Genomic DNA, 20,813 nt, shown 5'->3' with positions numbered 1-20,813 from the left:
TGCTCAGAGCCGCTTACCGTGACTGTTTGTCTTGGGCTTACATATTGCGGACGACCCGACGGTTCGCTGTCTGAAACAAAAAGCCTTGAATAAACAGACCGGCTTACGTGCCGATGCTCGCGACATCAACGCTCACAATCGCGCGCTCCATGGCGCTTGGTTTTGTGAAACGGTGCCGGGCAGTGTCGGCATGTTTTGCCTATAACTCTCGCTTTGTACCAGAGGCAATGCAGCGTATTGCTTGTGCTTTTAATACTGGCAACGCCGTGGAGGGTGTCTATGAACTGGCCCGCGACAATCGAGCATAGATGTCGCTGCGCGAGTTGGGTATGACTCAAACATATTTCGATCGGGTAACTGAAATAATCTGCTCTAACTCTTGCTGAAGTCCCCCATCCACTTCTGCGCCATAAAAAATCCGCTATAGAGCGGATTCGATAGACACCAAAAACGCAACGAGGACTCTTTAACGTCACGAACTTAGCAAGCACTGAGTACCAAGAGTGGTGTCGGTTTTATTACTATAAGAAGGAGACATTAAATGTTACCCAACCAAGATCAAGCCCCTATTGAGCAGACTGAATTTTTTGATATAGCCATTATCGGCTATGGTCCCACAGGACTTGTCGCCGCTTCGATGCTCGGTCGAGCAGGCTACAAGGTCTTGGTCATCGAACGGTGGCCGACCCCCTATGGCCTTCCGAGGTTGAGCCATATCGATGGCGAGACTGCTCGTATCATCCAGGCCAGCGGCAATATTGAGGATGCACTTCGCGATGCTTGCGCGGTACGGGATTACCACTATCGAGATGCTCATGGCGACCTTCTGACCGAGTTGGATTGGACAGGAGAGGCTTGTGGATTTCCTGCCCATATCTCGATTTATCAACCTGATATTGAAGAAGCCATTAACCAGCAGGCTATGACCTTCCCGGGTGTCAAAATTCTTCGCGGGTGGGAAGCCCAGGCGCTAAAGCAAACTAAAGACGAGGTCACTGTTTCTGCTCGCAGCGTAAGTCGTGACCAGGACTGCGAGTGGACCGGCATTTCTCGTAAGTTCTCCGTCAAGTATTTGATTGGGGCCGATGGTGCCAATAGCCATGTACGACGGGCGTTGGCGATTGAGCGTACTGATTTTGGTCACAATGAGCGTTGGCTCAATTTAGATTCTGAAAATAAACATGATCTGGGTGGTAGGTTTTCACACTCCACAATTTTTTGCGACCCTGCCCGCGCGCACATGTACATGCCGATAGGCAGCAAACGAACCCGCTTCGAGCTGCGTATTCTACCAGGTGAAGACACAGCGCATTGGGAAAAGGAAGCCACGGGTTGGCAATGGCTCGAGGAACAGCATGGTCTCGGTCCAGATGATCTGCACCTGCTGCGTCATGTTGTCTACACCTTCGAAACGCGAATCGCGAACCAATGGCGCGTCGACCGCGTTCTGTTGGCCGGTGATGCAGCCCATACGATGATGCCATACATGGGGCAAGGCGCATGCTCTGGTATGCGCGACGGTATCAATCTGGCATGGAAGCTCGATCTGGTTCTCAGCGGCCGTTGTACCCCCGCCCTCCTAGACTCGTATGAGCAGGAGCGTAGGCCGCATGTCATGAAAATCATGGAAATGGCACTCTTTCTTGGCCAACTGGCCAATGAGGACGATCCAGAGAAAGTGGCGCAGCGTGACCATGCCTTTCTAACTGGCAAGGTCCCGCCGATGCCACCGTTTCCCAAGCTTGAAGATGGCGTTTTATACCGTGAGTCAGACGGCACACTGCTTCCGTCAACGGGTGCTCCTGCACCACAAGGGCGTGTTCGGCGAGGGAATGCAGAGAAACACCTTGATGATGTTGTTGGCCAGGGCTTCCATCTGATGGCTCTCCAGGACCCCACGGATGTCCTGAATGATGAACTGATGGACTTCCTGAACCAGCTTGGTTGCCGACAGATCATCCTCACGGAAGATCCAAATGTGTCGGGGGCTGTTTCCGAGCTGGATGACAAGCTAAGCACCTATATGTCTACACATGGCATGCAAGCGTACATAAGTCGTCCGGATTTTCTGGTATTCGGTTCAGTCGAATCCATGGAGCGACTACCCGATCTTATCCAGAACCTACGGGAACAATTGCACTGGCAAGAACCTGCTACTTCCATGAACGCTGCAAAGTCACAAGCGTCTTTGAGCGGAGGATCAGCGCAATGACCACAACAGAATCCTCGGCAATCCTTGCTCTTCAGCGGGCGATGCCGATCACTCGTTTGCTGGACTGCGGCATGGATTATGCCGATGCGCAGGAACTGTTCAAGGAAACGAGCGCCGGATGCGAATGGGACAAAAAAGCTGAATTGCTTGCTAACAGACAATTTGAGCGCGCTGGCCGCGCGATGACTAGAGGACACCTTACGACGGCGAGAGAAGCCCAGGCAGCAGGGATCGCCAGCTTGGTCTTTGCTCAAATGGCGTTGAATTTTGACGACTCACGCAAGCGTTTCCTTTATGGCCGGCTTGCAGAAGAGACTCACCGGCTCGCTGATTATTCTGCAGCTCAAATGATGCGGATTGAGGTGCCTTTCGAAAACGCCCATGCAGTCGGTTGGCTGATACGTCCACCGGACCAGGTGCGTGGCACCGTCTTGGTATTTGGGGGCCAGAGCGGCTGGGGGATGGCATACTTTCCTATCGCTCAAGCCCTTGCTCGTCGAGGGCTCGCGACACTCTTGGCTGAAGGTCCTGGCCAAGGAGAAACGCGATTGAATAAAGGCATATACGTCAACGGTGACATCACAGCCGCTTACCAAAGCTTCATCACCCATATTGCAGACGATCACTCATTAGGTGCCGTGGGCATTTGGGGCAATAGCATTGGTGGGTTATGGGCCGCTAAAACGGCAGCTGCCGATGATCGAATTCGAGCGTGTTGCGTAAATGGTGCTTTTGCTTCTCCAAAATTGCTGCCTTACCGAATGTTTACGGAGCAGGCAGCAGCAATGCTTGGGAACGAGGATCCAAACGCTATACAGGCGAACTTCGATCGTATGAGCTTTCACTCAGGACGCGACAGGATTGCTTGCCCTCTCCTTGTTCTGCACGGGGGCGCCGACCCCCTTGTACAACTCGAAGATCAGCAACCGTTCATGGACGCCACCGACAAGGAAAACGTAACGCTGAAAACCTGGCCGGACGGCGAACATACGATTTATAACCACGCGACGGAGCGAACTGCATTCGTGGCGGACTGGTTCGCAAACAAACTGTATCCGGGCGGCAAAGTCATCTAACCCGCTCTACAAAGCCAAAACATGGCGTGCACTTACATCAAGTGAACGCCATCGCCTTATGCGAGGGTGTCAGGAAAAGCCATGCCGCCGGTGACTGGACTGCCCCCGCTCCCGTAGACATTTTCCAGCCTCAAAGTGAGGCACTTTCAAAGGCCTCAGGACTGATGCCGCCCAGATGACGGTGCTGTACTCGCCGCTTCCGCTTCGGAGAGTCCTCATTCCGAAGAAAAACGGCAAGACGAGACCTCTCGGAATTCCCGCGATGAAATGCCGGGCTATGCGGGCGCTCCATTTGCTGGCTCTGGAACCGATAGCGGAAACCACCGCCGATCCGAACTCGTATGGGTTCAGACCGGAACGCTCAACTGCGGATGCCGCCGCACAGCTTTGGTGTGCTGGCACGAAAAGCAAACGCGGAGTGGGTGTTAGAGGGCGACATTCAAGGCAGTTTCGACAATATCAGCCATGACTGGATGATCGCCAACATCCCTATGGATAAGGCGATTTTGCAGAAATGGCTCAAGGCCGGTTACGTCTACCAAAACGAACTATTCCCCAGCCACGCGGAACACCGCAAGGAGGCATCATATCCCCGGTGTTGGCCAACATGACGCTGGATGGTTTGGAAGCGATGCTGGCGAAGAAATTTCCCAATGCAAAGTGGACAGCCCAAAGGATGGAACTTGCGCAAGTACAACGGCAAGCTCCTGATCAAGCCATCAAAAGCGAACATCAGGGCTCACCTCGCCAAGCTCCGTGAAGTGATCAAGACCAACAAGGCGATCAAACAAGTCAATTTGATCGGGTTGCTCAACCCGATTTTACGGGGATGGGCGAACTACCATAGCCAGGTGGTCGCCAAGAAAGTCTTCAATCAGGTAGACAGCGAAGTCTGGACAATGCTCTGGCGCTGGGCGGTGAAACGACATCCGTGCAAAGGAACACGGTGGAGGATAGGTATTCCAAAGTCCGAGGATCGCGCCGGTGGGTGTTCTCAGTCGCTGAAAAATACGCAGACGGTAAGGCAAGGGAATACACCTTACTGAAAGAATCGGATACGCCGATCGTGCGGCATATCAAGATCAAAGCCGCAGCCAATCCGCATGACCCTAATTGGGATGAGTATTTCGAGTTCCGCTGGGGCAAGAAAATGCTCAAATCGACACAGGGACGAGCGAAGATGTATCGAGTCTGGCGGCAGCAAGACGGCCTGTGCTCGGTCTGTCATAAGCCCGTTACCAAAGATACGCCGTGGCACAGTCGCCACATCGTGAAGCTGGCTAATGGCGGAACGGACGCGGCAGTCAATCTTGAGATCTACCATCTGCGTTGCCCCAGAGATCAGCAGTACGCCAATGTTAAAGAGGTATCGCCGGTGACTCCGGTGCTCTTGCAAAAGACGTAGGGCGGAGCGGTTACATGGTCGCCAATGAGCTTGCTCTGAGCAATCTTCGTTTTGGCAGCACCGTCATAGTTGACTGTGTTAACCCAGTAATCGAAAGCCGAAGGACGTGGAGTGATCTCGCCACACGCTCTGGTGCTCCATTAGTGAACATCCAAGTGATCTGCTCTGATAAACATGAACACCAGCGCCGGATAGAAACCAGAAAAAATGATATTCTTGGGCTGACTCCACCGACTTGGCAATCTGTACTGGATCACGAATATGAGGCGTGGGAAAGCGATCCGTTTAATATAGACACAGCCCTGACGTCTCCGGCGGTGGCGGTGGCGGTGATCACCGAACGATTTTTATCCAAGGAGTAGCGCCAGCTAAAAGCCCAAGGTCGCAAGGTGTGATTAGCGAATCTTTATAGCGCTGGGGGGCTCATCCGACCTGATTGATATTCAAGTCGGTGTCCTCTCTACCTGTCACAGGCTGCTTTCAGTAGAGAAAGAACCCTTTTTCAGGCGTCGACGAATATAACCTTGCCGGTGATGAAACCATCAACCGAACGCTCGAAGGCTTTGCCTACCAGCGCGCCAGGAACAGGCTGGAAGCCTGGCATCATTTCCCCATATACGTCCCACGCCTCTTCTAGGACTGTGGGGTTCACCACATTGATGCGAATCTGGCGTGGAAGCTCGTGCGCTACGCACTGTACGAAGGTATCGATGGCGCCGCTGGTGGTCGCGTCAGCGATTGCCATAGGAATGGGTTTGACATTGAGAATGCCCGAAATCAGCGTAAACGAACCGCCATCGTTGATGTAGCTCAGGCCCACATTTACCAGATTGATTTGGCCGACCATCTTGCTTTGGATAGTCGTGTCCCACTGCTCATCGGTCATTTCGCTGAAATTAGCGTATTCGCAGTAGCCAACTGTATTAACGACGGCATCGAACGGCCCGACCTTTTCGAACAGAGCCTTGATCGACGCCTTGTTGGTGATATCGACCGTGTGGTCGCAGCCTGTGCCGGATCGGCTGGCGGTGATGACGTTGTGGTTCTTGAGGCCGGTCATAGCGGCTTGACCCATGTGCCCTTGGGCGCCAATCAAAATTACGGTTTTCATAGCAATGCCTCGTTAAATCTTAAGGAGGCGGTACTCTAGGCGCATACTGATACAATTAGAATCACGATCGCCTTGTATGAGATACAACAAAAATTATGGAAAAAATCGATATCAGGCATATGCGGGTTTTACTGCATCTCGTACGCGAGAAAAACGTTTCTCGCGTTGCTGAGCGACTTGACATATCACAACAAGCGGTTAGCAACTACCTCAAGCGCATGCGTGAAGTGTTCCCGAATGAGCTGTTCCTGCGCCAGAGCGCAGGCCTACAGCCGACCGACTATGCGTACGACCTCGCGGCTAAATTCGAGAAAATAGTTGAAGAGGTCGATGGCATCTTCAATTCATTCCCATTCGATCCTGCAACGAGTAAGTACGTATTCAGGGTCATCGCAAATGAATATGCGCAACTGTCTATCATCCCGTCGCTTTCATTGCTCATGCGCGAAAGCGCGTCCGGGGTGAAACTTGAAGTGATTGACTTTAATCCCGATCAGCATGCCAAGACGCTGGCGCAAGGAGAGGCTGACCTAGTGATCGGTTTTTCTGACTACGTCGATGCGGGATTGATACGAAATACACTGAGACGCGACCACTACTGCTGCGTCGCTCGGCAAGGTTCGCCGTTGCCTCGGCAGATAAAGGCGCTGGCCGACGTGTCCTTCCATCCTCATGTGGATTTCGCCAGTGGCGTAGGCAATCTTTGGGAACCGAGTGGATGATTTCCTTAGAGCCAAGGAGGTCAGCCGCACCGTGATTGCCACTTTGCCCTGCTATACGTCTCTGCAAGCGTTTATGCACGTGAATGACACGGTGGCCTTCGTACCCTCGGCGATTGCCGCCGCCGGAGGCTTCCAAGTTATCGATATAGACATGTCTTCCCTAAATTTCAATGTGGTTATGGGATGGCATAGAAGAGCATCGGGCAGTGTATCCAGGGATTGGCTTGCTCAGATTATTGCAAAATTACCCGCTTCGCGTTAGCTCAAAATCTACCAGGCCGTACGCCTACCGATTTTGGATATCCTGATCTTGAGGCCGTTATCTGACGCTGTCGCAGCCTGGGAATGGCCTGAGAACGGTGGTGTGAAATGCAGTTATTGTCACATGCCTGCCGACTTAGCTAGCGGGTGAAATTGATTAGTTGCTTCCGCATCAGTCAGCCCATTCAATCGCGCAAGGCGTGATACCCAGACGCATACTGCCAAGCACCAACGAACGTCTTTGTCCAAAGCACTTTAAAGTTAACCGCCTGGGCTACACACCTTCCTGACACTGTCGCTTGAGGCTATGGTGTCCACCTAAGTGGACACCATTATATCCACCCTGACTAAGACAGGATTTCTTCGGGGACCATGACGAAATCGAACTCTGCCTGCCATTCGGTATTAGCTTCAGCGCAGCGCCTGAAGTGCTGTACCAACGTATTTTTCACGCCGAAGACAGTGTCGGACTCCAGATAGGGATCATTAGCAACGAAAGTATGGGTGACGATACGCCGCAAACCTGGGGCAGTCACAAGAAAGTGCATATGCGCTGGCCGCCAAGGATGCCTTCCCAGCCTCGCGAGCATTTGCCCCACCGGCCCATCATCGGGAATAGGGTATGAGACTGGCTTGATACCGATGAAGCAGTAGCGTCCATCATCACCCGTGATGAAGCGCCCCCGATTGTTCCATCGAGGCTGCAGATCCGGCTGTTGCACGTCATAGAAACCCTCTGGATTGTCCGACCAGACGTCAATCGTCGCCTGAGCAATTGGATTGCCATGAAGGTCCACAACTCGTCCCTGGAACAGGCAGCTCTCCCCTTTTCCCTCCAGGGTTATAGTCTCGCCCATCCTGCGTATGGGCGCATCGCAAACGTGAAACGGCCCAAGCACCGTATTCTCAGTCGCTCCAGACGGACGTCGATGATTGATCGCATCCACCAACATTGACACTCCAAGGGTATCGCTCAGCAGAATAAATTCTTGCCGATGCTCAGAGCACATCTGACCGGTGCGAGTCAGGAAGTCGATAGCCTCCCCCCACTCTGCATCGGTTATTTCGACCTCTTTGATGAACGCGTGCAGATGCTCAACCAGCGAGGTCATAATTGTGCGAAAACGCACATCGGTACCATCGCCTATACGGGTATTTACCACTTGGGCCGAGGCCTCTTCGCTGAAATACTCCACGATCAAAGCCCCCCGTTGACAGGGCGATCACCGGACCAGGCGCGCTGTAATAAATCACGAATAGCCGCTGACTCCAACGGCCTTGGATTCCAGTAGGGATTGCGAAGTGCCAGTTCCGTAGCACAATCCAGATCGGACTCTGATAAACCGAGGTCTCGAAGAGCCATTGGAGCATTTAGATCCTTGGCGAAGTCGTACAATCCTGCGCCCAGATCGCTTCCAAACACATCGCCGAGAGGTCGCAGCCATTCTGCAGCAGCGTCTTGGTTATAAGCAGCGGTGTGAGGCAACATCACTGCATGCGTCTGGGCGTGTGGCAGACCGAAACTACCACCGAGGGTATGGCATAGCTTATGGTGCAGCGCCATGCCTACGCTGCCCAATACAGTTCCGCACAACCAAGCCCCGTATTGCGCCTCACGCCTCGCTTCAAGGTTGTCTGGCTGGAGAATGATCTGTGGCAGAGCACGATGAAGGGCTCGGATACCGTCTATCGCCATCAGCGATGTGATCGGGTTACGGTTCTTTGCGTACAAGCCTTCGACTGCATGCGCCATCGCGTTCAGCGCGCTGGTAACGCTCATCGCTACCGGCAAACCCAGGGTAAGCTGAGCGTCATAAATCACCACTTCCGGAAGGATTTTATTGGATGAAACAGTCGTTTTGATCCCGTCAGCGGTTTGCCCCAAAATCGGGGTGACCTCCGACCCCGCATAGGTGGTCGGAATGACCAGCTGCGGCGCATCATTGCGGTAGGCGATAGCCTTGCCGAGGCCGATCGTCGACCCTCCACCCAAGGCCACTACGCAATCAGCACCAATACGCTGGTAATAGTCCAGCGCCTGCTCGGTCACCTCGACTGGTGTATGCATGGTAGCGTTGGCAAAAATACCTACGCACAGAGGGCCGAGCACTGTTTCCTGGCGTTCAACGTCTGCTCGCTGCTCTGGAGTTGAAAGCAGCAGTGCGCGACTACAGCCTAAAGCCTGAATCTCTTCTGCCAAAAGATGAGACTTGCCGATCCCGAATATCACGCGGGCAGAATTAGAGTGGTAGGTAAAGTTGTACATTAAACGGTCCTCGGTTCAGAAGTTGGCCGCAACAGGTCCAACACCGCCCCCTTGGGCGACGGATGGAGGCCTAAACGTTGAGCTAGAAGTTCCAGTTGTTCTTGTAGCGCATTTGGCGAGGCCGCACAGGCAGCGACATAAAAGTCCGGGCGGATCAGCAGATAGCACGCACCCAATGACTCGAACCAGGCTGCATAGGCCCCATCAACGTCCACGACCTCACTATTGCTACCCGACGCCCCAATGTGTACCTGTCGCGCCTGGAGCGCCTCAAGCACTGGGAAGTGAACTGGGTTGAGCGCATCCACCGGATTCATGCCCCAACAGAGCAGAAGCCAGCCGCGCCCCACGATCTCGTCAAAACGGCCCTTTCGACCATTGCTCAGTACGACGCCTTGTACCGACAGCTCTCCGCAGTGCGGAGCGTGCGCACACCATGCCCCAGGGCCCAGTGCGACCTTGTCGGTTATAAGAGGAGTACGGCCACTGGCTTCAAGCTCGAGCTTCATCCGCTCATCTCGGATGGCCGCTTGCTGGTCGTCAGTAATGCAGATGATTCGGCCCAGCGCCATCGAAAACTCGAGGTAATGCTTGGCGTGTTCCCTGCGTTCGCAGGTATAGGAATCCAGGACAGTGTCTTGCATGATGCCGCGCAAAATTGCATCCAGCCTCCAACTAAGCCCCACAGCATCTCTTAAGCCGGCACACATACCCTCGCCGGCAAAGGGAGGCATCAAATGAGCCGCATCCCCCGCAATAACGCCACGTCCATTACGCCAATTATTCGCCAGCCGTGCCTGGAACCGATAAACAGCGCTTCTTTCGAGCGTGGCGTTTTCAGGCGTTACATCCCAAGGTTCCAATAAGCGCCAAGCGTTTGCCGGATCCGCCAATTCGGTGCTTATTTCACCTGGCAGGGCCATGAACTCCCAACGCAAGCGACCAGGACCGCCGGGCACGATCGTCGTAGGTCGCTGTGGATCGCACAACTGCCAATGCACCGGATCATGAATACGCGGCGTCTTCGGAATCATGTCGAGAATTAGCCAGTCATAGAAAAAGCCACGATCCGTGCTGCTAAGACCGAGCTTGTCGCGCACAAAGCTGTTAGCTCCATCGGCGCCAACAACGTAGCGAGCTCGCAGATGTGTGGGCGCGACCTCATCATTTGTTTTACCGCTCAACCAGATGCCCGCGTCGTCCTGAGTCAGTTCGTTCGCTTCCCAACCTCGCAGCAAATGAATCTGCGGCATCGCGTGAACGATGTCGAGCAGTCGCCTTTCCAGAGCCGGCTGGTGGAACCAATAACGGACTCGCCAGCCAGAAGCGGACGTACTTTTCCAATCCACCAGCTGCAAGTCTTCGCCAGCAGCGTTTCGCCAGTAATACAGGTCGTCGTGATATTCGATCGCTGGATCGTTGTCTGAGTCAATTCCCAGAATGGCAAGGATTCGCGCGATCTCATGATCAAAGGTTACTGCGCGTGGCCGGTCATAAAGCTGAGGCCATCGCTCGACGAGATGCACCCGATGTCCCTGTCGAGCGAGGAGAATGGCGAGAAGCGAGCCCACCGGGCCGGCGCCGACAATCGCGACATCGCAATGGTAGTGAAGGGGAGCAACGGTCATTGAATTTGGCGTCGCGGCACAGATCTCGATTGTCATTATTATTGATCTCCAACCATCAGCAGCGCTGCTGGCAAAAATTATGGTGTTTGCAGGGGCCTGTCCCTTTTTCTGAAATCCGTAAAGACATTCGTGCTGCAGCCCTTAGCCAAAAGCAAACACCATGCCTAACCAATAAGTCCTTACCTATCAAATGATTAGTAAAAAAATCTCTGGGCGTCGTTATATTTCATTGCCAGTGTTAAACGTATTTGTTAGATAGATCTTGTTTAACAACAAAAATGTGGAACCTCTAAATGCGCACTGAAACGCTCCCTGCCACTCTAATTCGTCAGCTTCGAATGGACCCGGAACGCGGCCATATCTGGATTGGCCAGCAACGCGCATTCCTGATGCAGCTCCCCGCCTTTGCGGCGTTCCGTCATGAGTTGATTGCTGAGATAGGCATAAGCCAAGCACGAAGATTGCTGGCCAGACTGGGTTATGCAGCCGGCTCCAGTGATGCTGGTTTAGCAAGAAATCTTCGAGGGGGCGAAAGCGATGAAGCTTTCACGGCAGGGCCTTTATTGCACGCAATGGAAGGAATCACTCGGGTAGAAACCATACGCATGGAGGTGAATGTCGAGTCGGGTCATCATTACGTCGAGCAGCTCTGGCACGACTCGATGGAAGCGAGCGCATTTCTGGCGCACTCCCCCCAGGCAATGGAGCCTGTTTGCTGGATGCAGGTAGGTCACGCTTCTGGATTCAATAGCGCTTTCTTCGGCAGGACCGTGTTATTTCGAGAGGTCGAATGCCGAGCAATGGGTCATCCGCATTGCAGGATCATTGGCAAGCCAATTGAGGAGTGGGGAGCCGATGCGGATCAGCTTAATGTGTTCGATACCTCCGACTATGTGAACGCATCGCTGCATGACGCTCATATGGACGATGCCTTGGCCCTGGCCGACCTGATTGGAGCCGACCCTTCCTTCCTGGCCACCTGCAGGCAAATAGAGAAGGTCGCCGAGCGCGACGTGACTATTTTGTTTCGCGGCGAAACAGGTGTAGGTAAAGAGCGTTTTGCCCGTCTCCTGCACCGCCTCAGCCAACGCTCGGCGGCCCCATTCATCGCCGTCAATTGCGCAGCGCTGCCTGAAAACTTAATCGAGTCTGAACTCTTTGGAGTCGAGAAAGGTGCATTCACTGGAGCGCTGCGCAGCCGCCCTGGTCGGTTCGAGCAGGCAGAAGGAGGCACGCTTTTTCTGGACGAAATAGGCACGCTTGCTCCTGTTGCCCAAGAGAAGCTGTTACGTGTGTTACAGGAACGCGAAGTTCAGCGACTGGGGGATGATGCGACGCGCAAAGTGGATTTCCGGCTGGTCGCCGCGACTAATGCGGATCTGGAAGCAGATGTCCGGGAGGGACGCTTTCGCGAGGATCTTTATTACCGGATCAACGTAGTACCTGTGCACATCCCCGCATTGCGTGAACGACGCAATGACATCCCTCTTCTGATCCGGCACTTCATTAAGCGCTTTTCAACTCAACATCGCAGGCATATCAAAGGACTCACTCAAGCCGCAGTCCGGGCCCTATTGGAGTACGACTATCCGGGAAATATCCGAGAACTTGAAAATCTCATCGAGCGAGGTGTTGTCCTGGCTGATGATAACGAGCCGATTGGCTTGAGCCAGCTATTTTTATCCCCGCCTCGCGAAGCTCAAGCCATACGGCCGAAGCAAGAGGTACTGGAGCATTGGCTGGATGAAAGGCCTTTAGAATCCATTATTGACACCGCGGTTGAAAGAGCCCTGTCACGAGCTGAAGGAAACATCGCTCAGGCGGCTCGCCTTCTTGGTCTGACAAGACGGCAGTTGGAGCACCGACATAAGAAAGAGTCGATTAAAGGTCAGGCAGAGAACCCGGCCTAGAGACGCCTCAAGTGCATGACGCATTAGCTGAATGCCACCCGTAACAAGCAATTTTTCACTTGCCCGGGTGCCATATTATCGAGCGTCAAGCATTAGGAATGATGGGAATCAAGAGGTGGGAGTCGTACTCTGCACCACTATGGATGATGTGCGCCCCCTTGTTGAGGGTGTCTTCGGGTGGAACCTGCGGAAACTCGGGGCGGACCAACAGATTAACCCCGCAGATAATCAACTCGAGCGTTTCCCCTTGTTTCCAACTCATGGAGTATGGCCAGAAACCGATTTCAAGGGGCACCACTTCGCCTGATTTGAGTTTTTCTGATTTGTCGTAATTCAAGTAGGGTTCCGACGCCGTGGACCTAGTCTCATCAATAGCCCGTAATGAGGCGCGCAGACGCCCGTTCGGACCGAGAAACGGACGGTCTGTTACAACTTCGGTCTGTTGTTCCTGGCCGTTTACATCCAGCTTCCTGATAAAAGCGAACACGTCCATATCATCATGTTCACGGGTTTCCACCCAAAGCTTGAGTTTCATGTAACCCGTCACTTCAGTATCTTGATCGAAGCGGATCTGGAACCTTGCGCCAGCTTTGGAATGACTGTCGTATGAAATTTCCCTCTTGTTTGCTTGTGGCTCTTCGAAAAGTACGTTTCCATCCGAAGCGATGTGGAGGAAGAATGGGGTCAGGACCTCTCGCTTCAACGGAAAATCAAGTTCCGCCCGTCCGACGGTATCCATGCCACCGGGGTTCAGGACTGTAAGACGCACACGAGGCGTGGCGCTCCACCCATTGTCGATACCCTTCAGATAACAATCAAAGAAACGGCGTAAGTCATCGACATTAGCGGGGTTATAGTAGTCCGGCCATTCAAACGTGTTGTGGACTCGCAGCCACTTTTCAGCTGAGGATATTTCTTTCCATCCACGTAGCGTGCCAGCGGTATGGAGGATATTGGTCCAGGAAGCGACGATATACGCTGGAACAACGATGTCTTTAAGCTTCGCGGCTTTCGCATCCCAATAATCATTGTAAAGCGGATGCGCCAACGTCATGGCGATTAAATCCTCGGTGCGGGTATGTCCGTATATATGAGAGAAAATACCGCCACTGAACTTGATTTCAGGAATCCCACCACGGCAGGAAGTGTCTCTGTAAATGTCAGATGCTCCTTCCCAAGGCGCAATAGCCGCCAAATGAGGTGGGCGCAGGGCCGCAACGAACCATTGCGACATCGCGAGCATTGAGTTGCCGCTCAGGCCCACCTTTGCGTTGCACCAGGGCTGAGTTCCCACCCACTCGATAACGTCATATTCATCAAGCGGCTCTTGAGGCCCCCACGTACGGATGTCCCCCTCGGACATGAATACTCCCCGGCTATCGGGAGCAACGACGGCGTAACCATGAGCAACCCAATAGGCCGGATTCGGTGCTTCAAATTTGTTCAGACCATCTTCCCAATGGACAGGAACATCCATCCTTGTCGGGTGCCCGAACACATCATTGGTCAGCCAGCTACCCCGTTTGCCGTAAGGACTCCACCCTACAATGGCTGGCACATTGACCGCGTCGACCGGACGGTAGACATCTGTTCTGACAGTAACACCATCTCGCAGCCGAATAGGCACATCCTGCTCAACAAGTATGTCGCATGTAAGAGGCATCCCTCCTTCGCGATGAACCGACCCTTTGGGAAGGATGTAAGAGCCTTGATTAAACCCCGGGTATGACGATTCTTCAACCGGGGTAGACGGTCTAAACAGGACCTCAATATTGCCGACACGGATGGTAGTCATTCTGACTTCTCTTCTGGATGAACCCACAGCTGCGTCACCTTGGCTGCGGGTCGGGGAATGAATTTTATAGTTGCCATTTTATGTTGGAGTTAGAGCCGTCTTGTTACTGTGAATCGGACAGTATCGCCCTGAAAAGTATCTTCACTTTTATATTCGTGATACACCGCCGCATTGATGAGTAATTGAGTATCACGCCAAAAATATTGAACTTCACCACCTATTGCATGGTGCTCTATTTTAGTTCCGGGATGGAAGACAGAGGTCCCCGAATCATTTGTCAACTGCCAGACGTCGTACCCTACAAGCCCTACATCCAGGAGTGGGTTTATCTTTCTGCTGATACCCCATTCCACAGAAAACGCATCGCCCGGAGTCAAATGGGTCCCCTCTTGCTCACCATTTTTTTCATATCTGGATGTAGCGGATACAGCCCACTTTTTTTCGTGATCCAAGTAGCGGGTTCCGCCAAGGGTGAACATATAGGAGGTGTAGCCTTTACCAATTGACACCGATCGGTCGCTATCATAATCGCCGGTCTTGACCCAGACGCCTAACATACTGACCGCATCCCATTGCTGGGCGTGCCAAGTTATCGTGATGGGCTGCAACAATATGTCACCAACACCCTCGGCATCACCCTTCACACCAAAATTACTTATTTGGGTTTCCTGCTGTTGAATGGGTACGATGGCGTTCATGCCATAGTTCCCACCCAGCAGGGAATAATCGGTTATCCATATAAATTGATTAGCGAATGCGTGCACGTCAATTTTATTGTGCCCGGATCTCTCCGTACCGTGCTTGTCATTCAGCGTATCAGCGGAATAATTTACAAGGTAACCTCGATAGTAGACACCCGGTGGTGGCAGGGTTGCGATCAATAACCCTTCAGCCCCTACAGAGTAGTGACCCACCTCTGCAATTGCAGGAACGGCGGTTAGACACAGAGAAGCACTCGCGACCAAAGAACTTATTTTTCTCAACATATGGTTTCCTATTATTTTTGTTGGGCCGTACGTTTTTCGAAGAGGCAGTTTCCATACAGGCTCATCATTCGCAAGGGGGGTCAGCGAGCCTGGAGGCTCGCCCACCTGAAGGAGTCGGATCTGCAATGACCTGCTGATCAAACTCAATGCCTGTGCAGATACGCCATTCATGTTTCATGCCAAGCCCAAACAACCAACAAATAGTTGATACATATAGGATAAAAAGTTCTTGAGTGGGCCACTTAACCCGTGTCTCTCATTCAACCTCCACAAATTTGTGAGCCCGGAGAGTGCGGACATCACATATATGTTCAATCGCTTAAATGACTGACTTTTTTACAAGCGCAAGAACAAATATCAAGGTCATATTCCAAAACACATTGGATATTCTGGTCAGACTAAGACCACTGCAAGCAAAGCATGCTCTGCGCTTTTCTGTTAATTGATCCTCCTTCAGACAAAAGCCAAGGCTGCGCGGCCGCCCTCTATCGCTGCCAGGTGCTGTGCCACCCGGGATGGCAAGTAATTGAAGAAGAATCCGGCGCTTTGCAGCTTGCTGGCGCGCAACGGATCATCTTCAGGCAGCGCCCTGGAAACCCGCGCCGCCCGTGCCCAGGCCAGGGCCAACAGCGTCACACCACACAGTTGGAGGAAATCCCCGGCGACCCTATAGGGGTATTCACTGTCCTCCTGGGAAAGTTCACGCACATCATCAACCACAGCCGCCAGCGAGCCGCACAGCTTGCCCAGCGCGACGGCAAAACCGGCGCACTCGACCCATTCACCGCCCTGCCCGGCCTCATCGCGCAACTGCGCCAGCAGCAGACCGAACGCACGGCCTTCGTCTCCCAAAACCTTGCGTAACAGCAGGTCATTAGCCTGAATTTCGTTGCTGCCCTCATAGATCATGGCAATGCGGCTGTCGCGCAGAGTCTGCTCGATGGCGAACTCGGTGACGTAACCGTAACCGCCGAAGACTTGCAAGGCGTTGCTCGCCTGGCGAAACCCCTGCTCGGTGAAAAATGCCTTGATGATCGGAGTCAACAGCTGCGCCAGTTGCTCGGCCGGCTGCCGCGCCTGCGGGTCCGGGTCGTGCTCGGCCTGATCCAGCAAATGGGCGACCCAGTAGCCGATAGCCCGCAAACCTTCGCTGGTGGTGCGCAGCTCCAGCAATACCCGGCGCATGGCCGGGTGATAACTGATCGGGTCGGCGGCTTGGGCCGCGATCCCTTCAGGTCTGAGCGGGGCACGCATCTGCCGGCGCTCAGCGGCATACTCCCGAGCGTTCTGCCAAGCCGCCTCGGCGTGTCCGAGGCCTTGCAGGCCGACGTGCAAGCGTGCCGAATTCATCATTACGAACATGGCAGCCAAGCCCCGGTTCGCCTCACCGATCAGCCAGCCCTGAGCGCCTTCGAACACCAGGGAGCAGGTAGCGCTGCCCTTAATACCCATCTTGTGTTCAATACCATCGCAGCGCACACCGTTGACCTGGCCGGTGTCCAGTTGTTTGGGCACCAGGAACAGCGAGATCCCACGACTGCCCGACGGTGCACCCGGCAAACGCGCCAGCACCAAGTGCAGGATATTACCCGTTAGATCGTGCTCGCCGCCGGAGATAAACAATTTGTTGCCATGAAGGTGATAGCTGCCATCGTTTTGGGGGGCGGCGCGGCAGCGCAGCAGCCCGACATCGCTGCCGGCCTGGGGCTCGGTCAGGCACATGGTGGGCAAGGCCTGGCCGCTGACGATGTCGGGCAGGTAGCGCTCCTGCAGCCAGGGCGCGCCATGGGTTTTGAGGCACAGGTAGGCACCATGGACGATGCCGGTATACATGGCCCAGGCGTGGTTGCTGGCGTAGAGCATCTCTTGCAGCGCCGCGTCGAGCAGTTGCGGCAACCCCTGCCCGCCCAGCGCCTCGGCACAGGCCAACGCGGGCCAGCCGCCATCGACATAGGCTCGATAAGCGTCAGCAAAGCCATCCGGGGTGCTGACCCGATCCGCCGTCCAACGACAACCCTGACGATCACCACTGCCGTTCAGCGGCGCTAGCACCCCCTGGCTGAAACGTCCCGCCTCCTCCAGCACCTGTAGTGCCAAGGGCAGGTCCAGCCCCTCAAATGCCGGGCTGCGGCGCCACGCTCTCGGCGCATCTAGCCAGTGTTCAAGAACAAATTGCATATCGCGCAGGGGCGCCTGATAACTCCACATGGGAAACCTCATCAGATAGAAATGATAGCTCGGTCTGTAATCCGGGCCGCAAACACCTCAGGCGTGGTACGCCGGGTTCTCAATCAACAACGCCATTCGTTGCCCGACGCCCACGCAAGCGGCGGCGATTCCGTAGCGCAGGTTGTACTGGTGTAATTGCCGGGCCAAGGTCATGACCAACCGCAAGCCGGTGGCAGCAAGTGGATGCCCCAGCGCGAGAGCGCCGCCCTGGACGTTAAGGTGGGTACCGTCGAGCTCCAGCGCCTGGGCCACAGCCAGCACCTGGGCGGCCTGGGCTTCATTGATCTCGAAGCGACCGATATCGCCCGGGCTCAACCCGCTGCGGTGCAACAGCGGGCGGATCGCCGGCGCCGGGCCGATGCCCATAGACGCCGGCGCCACGCCAACCGCCGGGCTGGCCAACAGCCGGGCCAGGGCCGGACGCGAGCAGTCGCCAGCGCGCCCCACCAACGCGGCCGCCGCACCATCCACCACCGCGCAACTGTTGCCGGCGGTTTGCACACAGTTGGCATGCACCGTGCGCAAGCGTGCCAATGCGGCCAGATCAGTGGGCCGCGAGTGACTGTCCTCCCTGACGGCGGTGGCCCGGCGCGCCAGTGTGATTGCCCTCGGTTGGTGACCCTCAAGCTCGAACACCTGATTATCGACCGTCACGATTTCTTCAACCCAGGCTCCGGAACGCTGCGCCTGCAAAGCGCGCTGATGGCTGTCGCAGGCGTAGCGATCCACGACCTCGCGGCTCAGGCCATAACGGCCCGCCAAGTTGTCGGCGGTGGCGATCATGTCCACTCCGGGGGCCGGGTCGTACAGCGCCTCCCAGAGAAAATCCTTGAATTGCACCTCCCCCCCAGACGGAACCCGCCCCGATGCGTGTACGCGGTTATCGGGTTGCGCGACATGGATTCACTGGCCACGCACAGGGCTAGGTGCACCTCCTCGCGCAACTGTTCCGCAGCCTGACGCAACAGCTCGAAGCCAGTGGCGCAGATGCGCTGCACCCCCAGCGCCGAGACCGTTTGCGCCACCCTGCTGTACAAACCGATATGCCGTGGCAGAAAATAGGCATCGAAGCTGGCCTGAGCCATTGAACCGGCCAATACGCTGTCCACCGCCCGGGGGTCGATGCCGGCCCGGGCTAGCACCTCACGGCCGACCTGGATGCCAAGGTCGATGGGCGACACCTGGGACAGCGCACCGCCGAGATCAACCCAAGGCGTGCGCACCGCGTCGAAAATCGACACATTGGCATACGCTGAGTATTGTCCCACGCTGCTCACGACTTGGGCCCAGCACGCAGAATCGTGGGATCTTCACCGCGATACAGCGCTTCGACCTTAGCCGCGCGCCACTGTAATACCGCACGCTGGTTGATCGAACCTTTATCGGTGATTTCCCCGCGGTCGATGAACGCCGGTTCGTCGAGCAAGGCAATCCACTCCACGCGACTGGCGTTGCCGCCAGCCTCGCGGTTAAGACGCTGTAGCCAATCGGCGAACCACTCGCGCACCGGAGGGCTGGCCAAGACCTCGGCAACGCTGGCGCTCGGGGACAGGCCTGACAGGCGCCGGCATTCAGCCAGCCGTGGGAACACCAGCGCGCCCAGGCATTCGCGGTCCGGCGCGGCAATCACTAAGTCCTGTACATAAGGCGAGCCTTCCAGCACCGCGCGATTGCGCAACGGGCCGACGCTGACAAACACACCGGATGTCAGCTTGAAGTCCTCGGCAATCCGCCCGTCAAACATCAGGCCCAGTTGCGGGTCGCTGGAATCGGCCAACTTGATCGCATCGCCCGAACAATAAAAACCGTCTTCGTCAAACACCTCGGCGGTTTGCTGCGGCGAACGCCAATAGCCGGGCATGATGTGCGGCCCGCGGAAGCGCCCTTCGAACTTGCCATCCACCGGCACCAGCCGCACCTCGCAGCCGGGTGCCGGCAAGCCGATATAACCGGCCATGGACAACGGCCCGGTGGTGAAGGTGCAGGACGGCGATGCCTCGGTCATGCCGAGCCCGGCCATCATGCGGATGCGTTCGCCACAATGCTGTTCGGCGACCTTGTCGAGCCGGTCCCACGTACTTTGGGACAGACCCGCCGCCGCAAAAAAGAACAGGCTGATACGCTCGAAGAAACGCTCACGCAACTCGCCGTCCTGCTCCAGGGCACTGACCAGTTCTTCCCACCCTTTGGGCACCGTCAGGTACGCAGTGGGCGAAATCTCCTTGAGATTGCGCAAGGTTTCGGCGAAGCCTTGGGCGGTGGGTTTGCCGTCGTCCAGGTAGAACGTGCCGCCGTTGTACAACACGATGCCAACGTTGTGGCTGCCACCGAACGTGTGGTTCCACGGCAACCAGTCCACCAGCACCGGCGGCGCCTCGCCGAACACCGGAAAGGTCTGCAGCAGCATCTGCTGATTGGCGCAAAGCATACGCTGGGTGGTGATCACGGCCTTGGGCAGCTTGGTGGAGCCCGAGGTAAACAGGAACTTGGCGATGCTGTCCGGGCCAGTGGCGGCGAACGCCTGCTCGGCCTCGACGCCACCGGGTTGGGCCAGCAGGCTGGCGAAGCTTGTCCTCGACCGGCCAGCTATCTCGCCACGCACCGTGATCAAGGGCACGTCCGCCGGCAATACGGCAGTGATTGCCCGCTCGAACGGTGCGGCTTCGCTGACAAATACCAGCCCCGGTTGCAACAGATCGCAGACGTGACGCAGCTTGGCGAAATCCTGGGACAGCAATGAATAGGCCGGCGATACCGGGCAATAGGGAATACCTGCGTACATCGCGCCGAGGGCCATTTGCAGGTGCTCGATGTCGTTGCCGGAGAGCAGCGCCAAGGGTTTTTCCGCCGACAAACCGTAACCGAGCAGGCTCTGGGCGATGGCCCGGACACTGTCGAGCATTTGGGCATAACTGACTCGACGCCAGTCACCGCCGGCTTCACGGGCGGCGATAAACGTCTGCTCTGGGCGCACCTCGGCCCAGTGCACCAGGCGCTCGAGCAATCGCGCCGGCAGCGGGGCCAGGGGCTCCAGGGAGCGCATGTGCAAGATGCCACGCTCTTCCCGGACTTCGACGGCAGGATGACCAATCGACACCTGGCGATACCGCCCGGCCTCGGGTCGGGAGGACGATCTGGACTCGGAACTCACGTACATTTCCTCCACCAAGGCACGCTCGGGTCGCGATGCGAGCGGAGCGTGGCAGCACGGG

General features: G+C 55.5%; 13 protein-coding genes and 3 pseudogenes. 7 read left to right on the top strand and 9 right to left on the bottom strand.

The window, feature by feature from the left end; all coding sequences use genetic code 11:
* The first annotated feature begins 541 nt into the window (after positions 1-541).
* The 5 genes and pseudogenes from mhpA (PSH57_RS10960) to PSH57_RS10930 all read left to right on the top strand — a co-directional run.
* Positions 542-2,212, top strand: coding sequence for a bifunctional 3-(3-hydroxy-phenyl)propionate/3-hydroxycinnamic acid hydroxylase MhpA (gene mhpA / locus PSH57_RS10960; protein WP_305389470.1), 1,671 nt, complete (start codon positions 542-544; stop codon positions 2,210-2,212).
* Positions 2,209-3,288 carry an alpha/beta hydrolase family protein gene (locus tag PSH57_RS10955; protein WP_305389469.1) on the top strand — a complete coding sequence of 360 codons (1,080 nt, stop codon included), beginning with the start codon at positions 2,209-2,211 and terminating at the stop codon, positions 3,286-3,288. Before mhpA (PSH57_RS10960) ends, PSH57_RS10955 begins: the two co-directional genes overlap by 4 nt.
* 187 nt (positions 3,289-3,475) lie before the next feature.
* Positions 3,476-4,334, top strand: a pseudogene (locus PSH57_RS29265) (reverse transcriptase domain-containing protein); the annotation flags it as partial.
* Positions 4,277-4,693 carry an HNH endonuclease signature motif containing protein gene (locus PSH57_RS29455; RefSeq protein WP_305389465.1) on the top strand — a complete coding sequence of 139 codons (417 nt, stop codon included), beginning with the start codon at positions 4,277-4,279 and terminating at the stop codon, positions 4,691-4,693. The pseudogene PSH57_RS29265 and the gene PSH57_RS29455, both read left to right, overlap by 58 nt.
* Positions 4,666-5,055 (top strand): annotated as a pseudogene (locus tag PSH57_RS10930) (P-loop nucleotide/nucleoside kinase family protein); the annotation flags it as partial. The gene PSH57_RS29455 and the pseudogene PSH57_RS10930, both read left to right, overlap by 28 nt.
* A gap of 140 nt (positions 5,056-5,195) precedes the next feature.
* On the opposite strand, the gene PSH57_RS10925 reads toward PSH57_RS10930, so the two are convergent.
* The gene (locus tag PSH57_RS10925) at positions 5,196-5,804 is read right to left on the bottom strand and encodes a short chain dehydrogenase (RefSeq protein WP_305389463.1); all 609 of its coding nucleotides are present in this window, start codon (positions 5,802-5,804) and stop codon (positions 5,196-5,198) included.
* Positions 5,805-5,899: 95 nt separating this feature from the next.
* Between PSH57_RS10925 and PSH57_RS10920 the strand changes: the two genes are divergently transcribed.
* Positions 5,900-6,526: a LysR family transcriptional regulator gene (locus tag PSH57_RS10920; RefSeq protein WP_305444881.1), complete on the top strand. Its 627-nt coding sequence runs from the start codon at positions 5,900-5,902 to the stop codon at positions 6,524-6,526.
* 608 nt (positions 6,527-7,134) lie between these two features.
* Here the strand turns inward: PSH57_RS10920 and PSH57_RS10915 are convergent.
* The 3 genes from PSH57_RS10915 to mhpA (PSH57_RS10905) are packed head-to-tail and all read right to left on the bottom strand — an operon-like array spanning position 7,135 to position 10,717.
* On the bottom strand, positions 7,135-7,983 hold the full coding sequence (locus tag PSH57_RS10915) for a dioxygenase family protein (protein WP_305389460.1): 849 nt from the start codon (positions 7,981-7,983) through the stop codon (positions 7,135-7,137).
* A gap of 2 nt (positions 7,984-7,985) precedes the next feature.
* Positions 7,986-9,053 carry a maleylacetate reductase gene (locus PSH57_RS10910; protein WP_305389459.1) on the bottom strand — a complete coding sequence of 356 codons (1,068 nt, stop codon included), beginning with the start codon at positions 9,051-9,053 and terminating at the stop codon, positions 7,986-7,988.
* Positions 9,053-10,717, bottom strand: a complete 1,665-nt coding sequence (gene mhpA / locus PSH57_RS10905; RefSeq protein WP_305389458.1) for a bifunctional 3-(3-hydroxy-phenyl)propionate/3-hydroxycinnamic acid hydroxylase MhpA — start codon at positions 10,715-10,717, stop codon at positions 9,053-9,055. The genes PSH57_RS10910 and mhpA (PSH57_RS10905) overlap by 1 nt, the downstream gene beginning before the upstream one ends.
* Before the next feature lie 257 nt (positions 10,718-10,974).
* Here mhpA (PSH57_RS10905) and PSH57_RS10900 point away from each other — a divergent pair, with 257 nt between their 5' ends.
* Positions 10,975-12,591, top strand: coding sequence for a sigma-54-dependent Fis family transcriptional regulator (locus PSH57_RS10900; RefSeq protein ID WP_305444879.1), 1,617 nt, complete (start codon positions 10,975-10,977; stop codon positions 12,589-12,591).
* A gap of 85 nt (positions 12,592-12,676) precedes the next feature.
* Here PSH57_RS10900 and PSH57_RS10895 read toward each other — a convergent pair whose 3' ends face one another.
* The 5 genes and pseudogenes from PSH57_RS10895 to PSH57_RS10875 form a co-directional block, all read right to left on the bottom strand.
* Positions 12,677-14,386, bottom strand: a complete 1,710-nt coding sequence (locus tag PSH57_RS10895) for a CocE/NonD family hydrolase (RefSeq protein ID WP_305389455.1) — start codon at positions 14,384-14,386, stop codon at positions 12,677-12,679.
* A gap of 89 nt (positions 14,387-14,475) precedes the next feature.
* Positions 14,476-15,543 (bottom strand): SphA family protein, encoded by a 1,068-nt coding sequence (locus tag PSH57_RS10890; RefSeq protein WP_305389453.1) that lies wholly within the window; start codon positions 15,541-15,543, stop codon positions 14,476-14,478.
* A 282-nt stretch (positions 15,544-15,825) separates the two neighbouring features.
* On the bottom strand, positions 15,826-17,580 hold the full coding sequence (locus PSH57_RS10885) for an acyl-CoA dehydrogenase family protein (RefSeq protein WP_305416560.1): 1,755 nt from the start codon (positions 17,578-17,580) through the stop codon (positions 15,826-15,828).
* 57 nt (positions 17,581-17,637) lie between these two features.
* Positions 17,638-18,878, bottom strand: a pseudogene (locus PSH57_RS10880) (thiolase family protein).
* Complete coding sequence (locus PSH57_RS10875) at positions 18,875-20,752, bottom strand: feruloyl-CoA synthase (RefSeq protein ID WP_305389452.1); 1,878 nt, start codon at positions 20,750-20,752, stop codon at positions 18,875-18,877. Before PSH57_RS10875 ends, PSH57_RS10880 begins: the two are co-directional and overlap by 4 nt.
* Positions 20,753-20,813: the final 61 nt, after the last annotated feature.

The organism is Pseudomonas hefeiensis (assembly GCF_030687835.1).
GTDB lineage: Bacteria > Pseudomonadota > Gammaproteobacteria > Pseudomonadales > Pseudomonadaceae > Aquipseudomonas > Aquipseudomonas hefeiensis.
The sequence above is the reverse complement of the archived record's forward strand: the minus strand, read 5'-3'. Positions and strand labels throughout refer to the sequence as shown.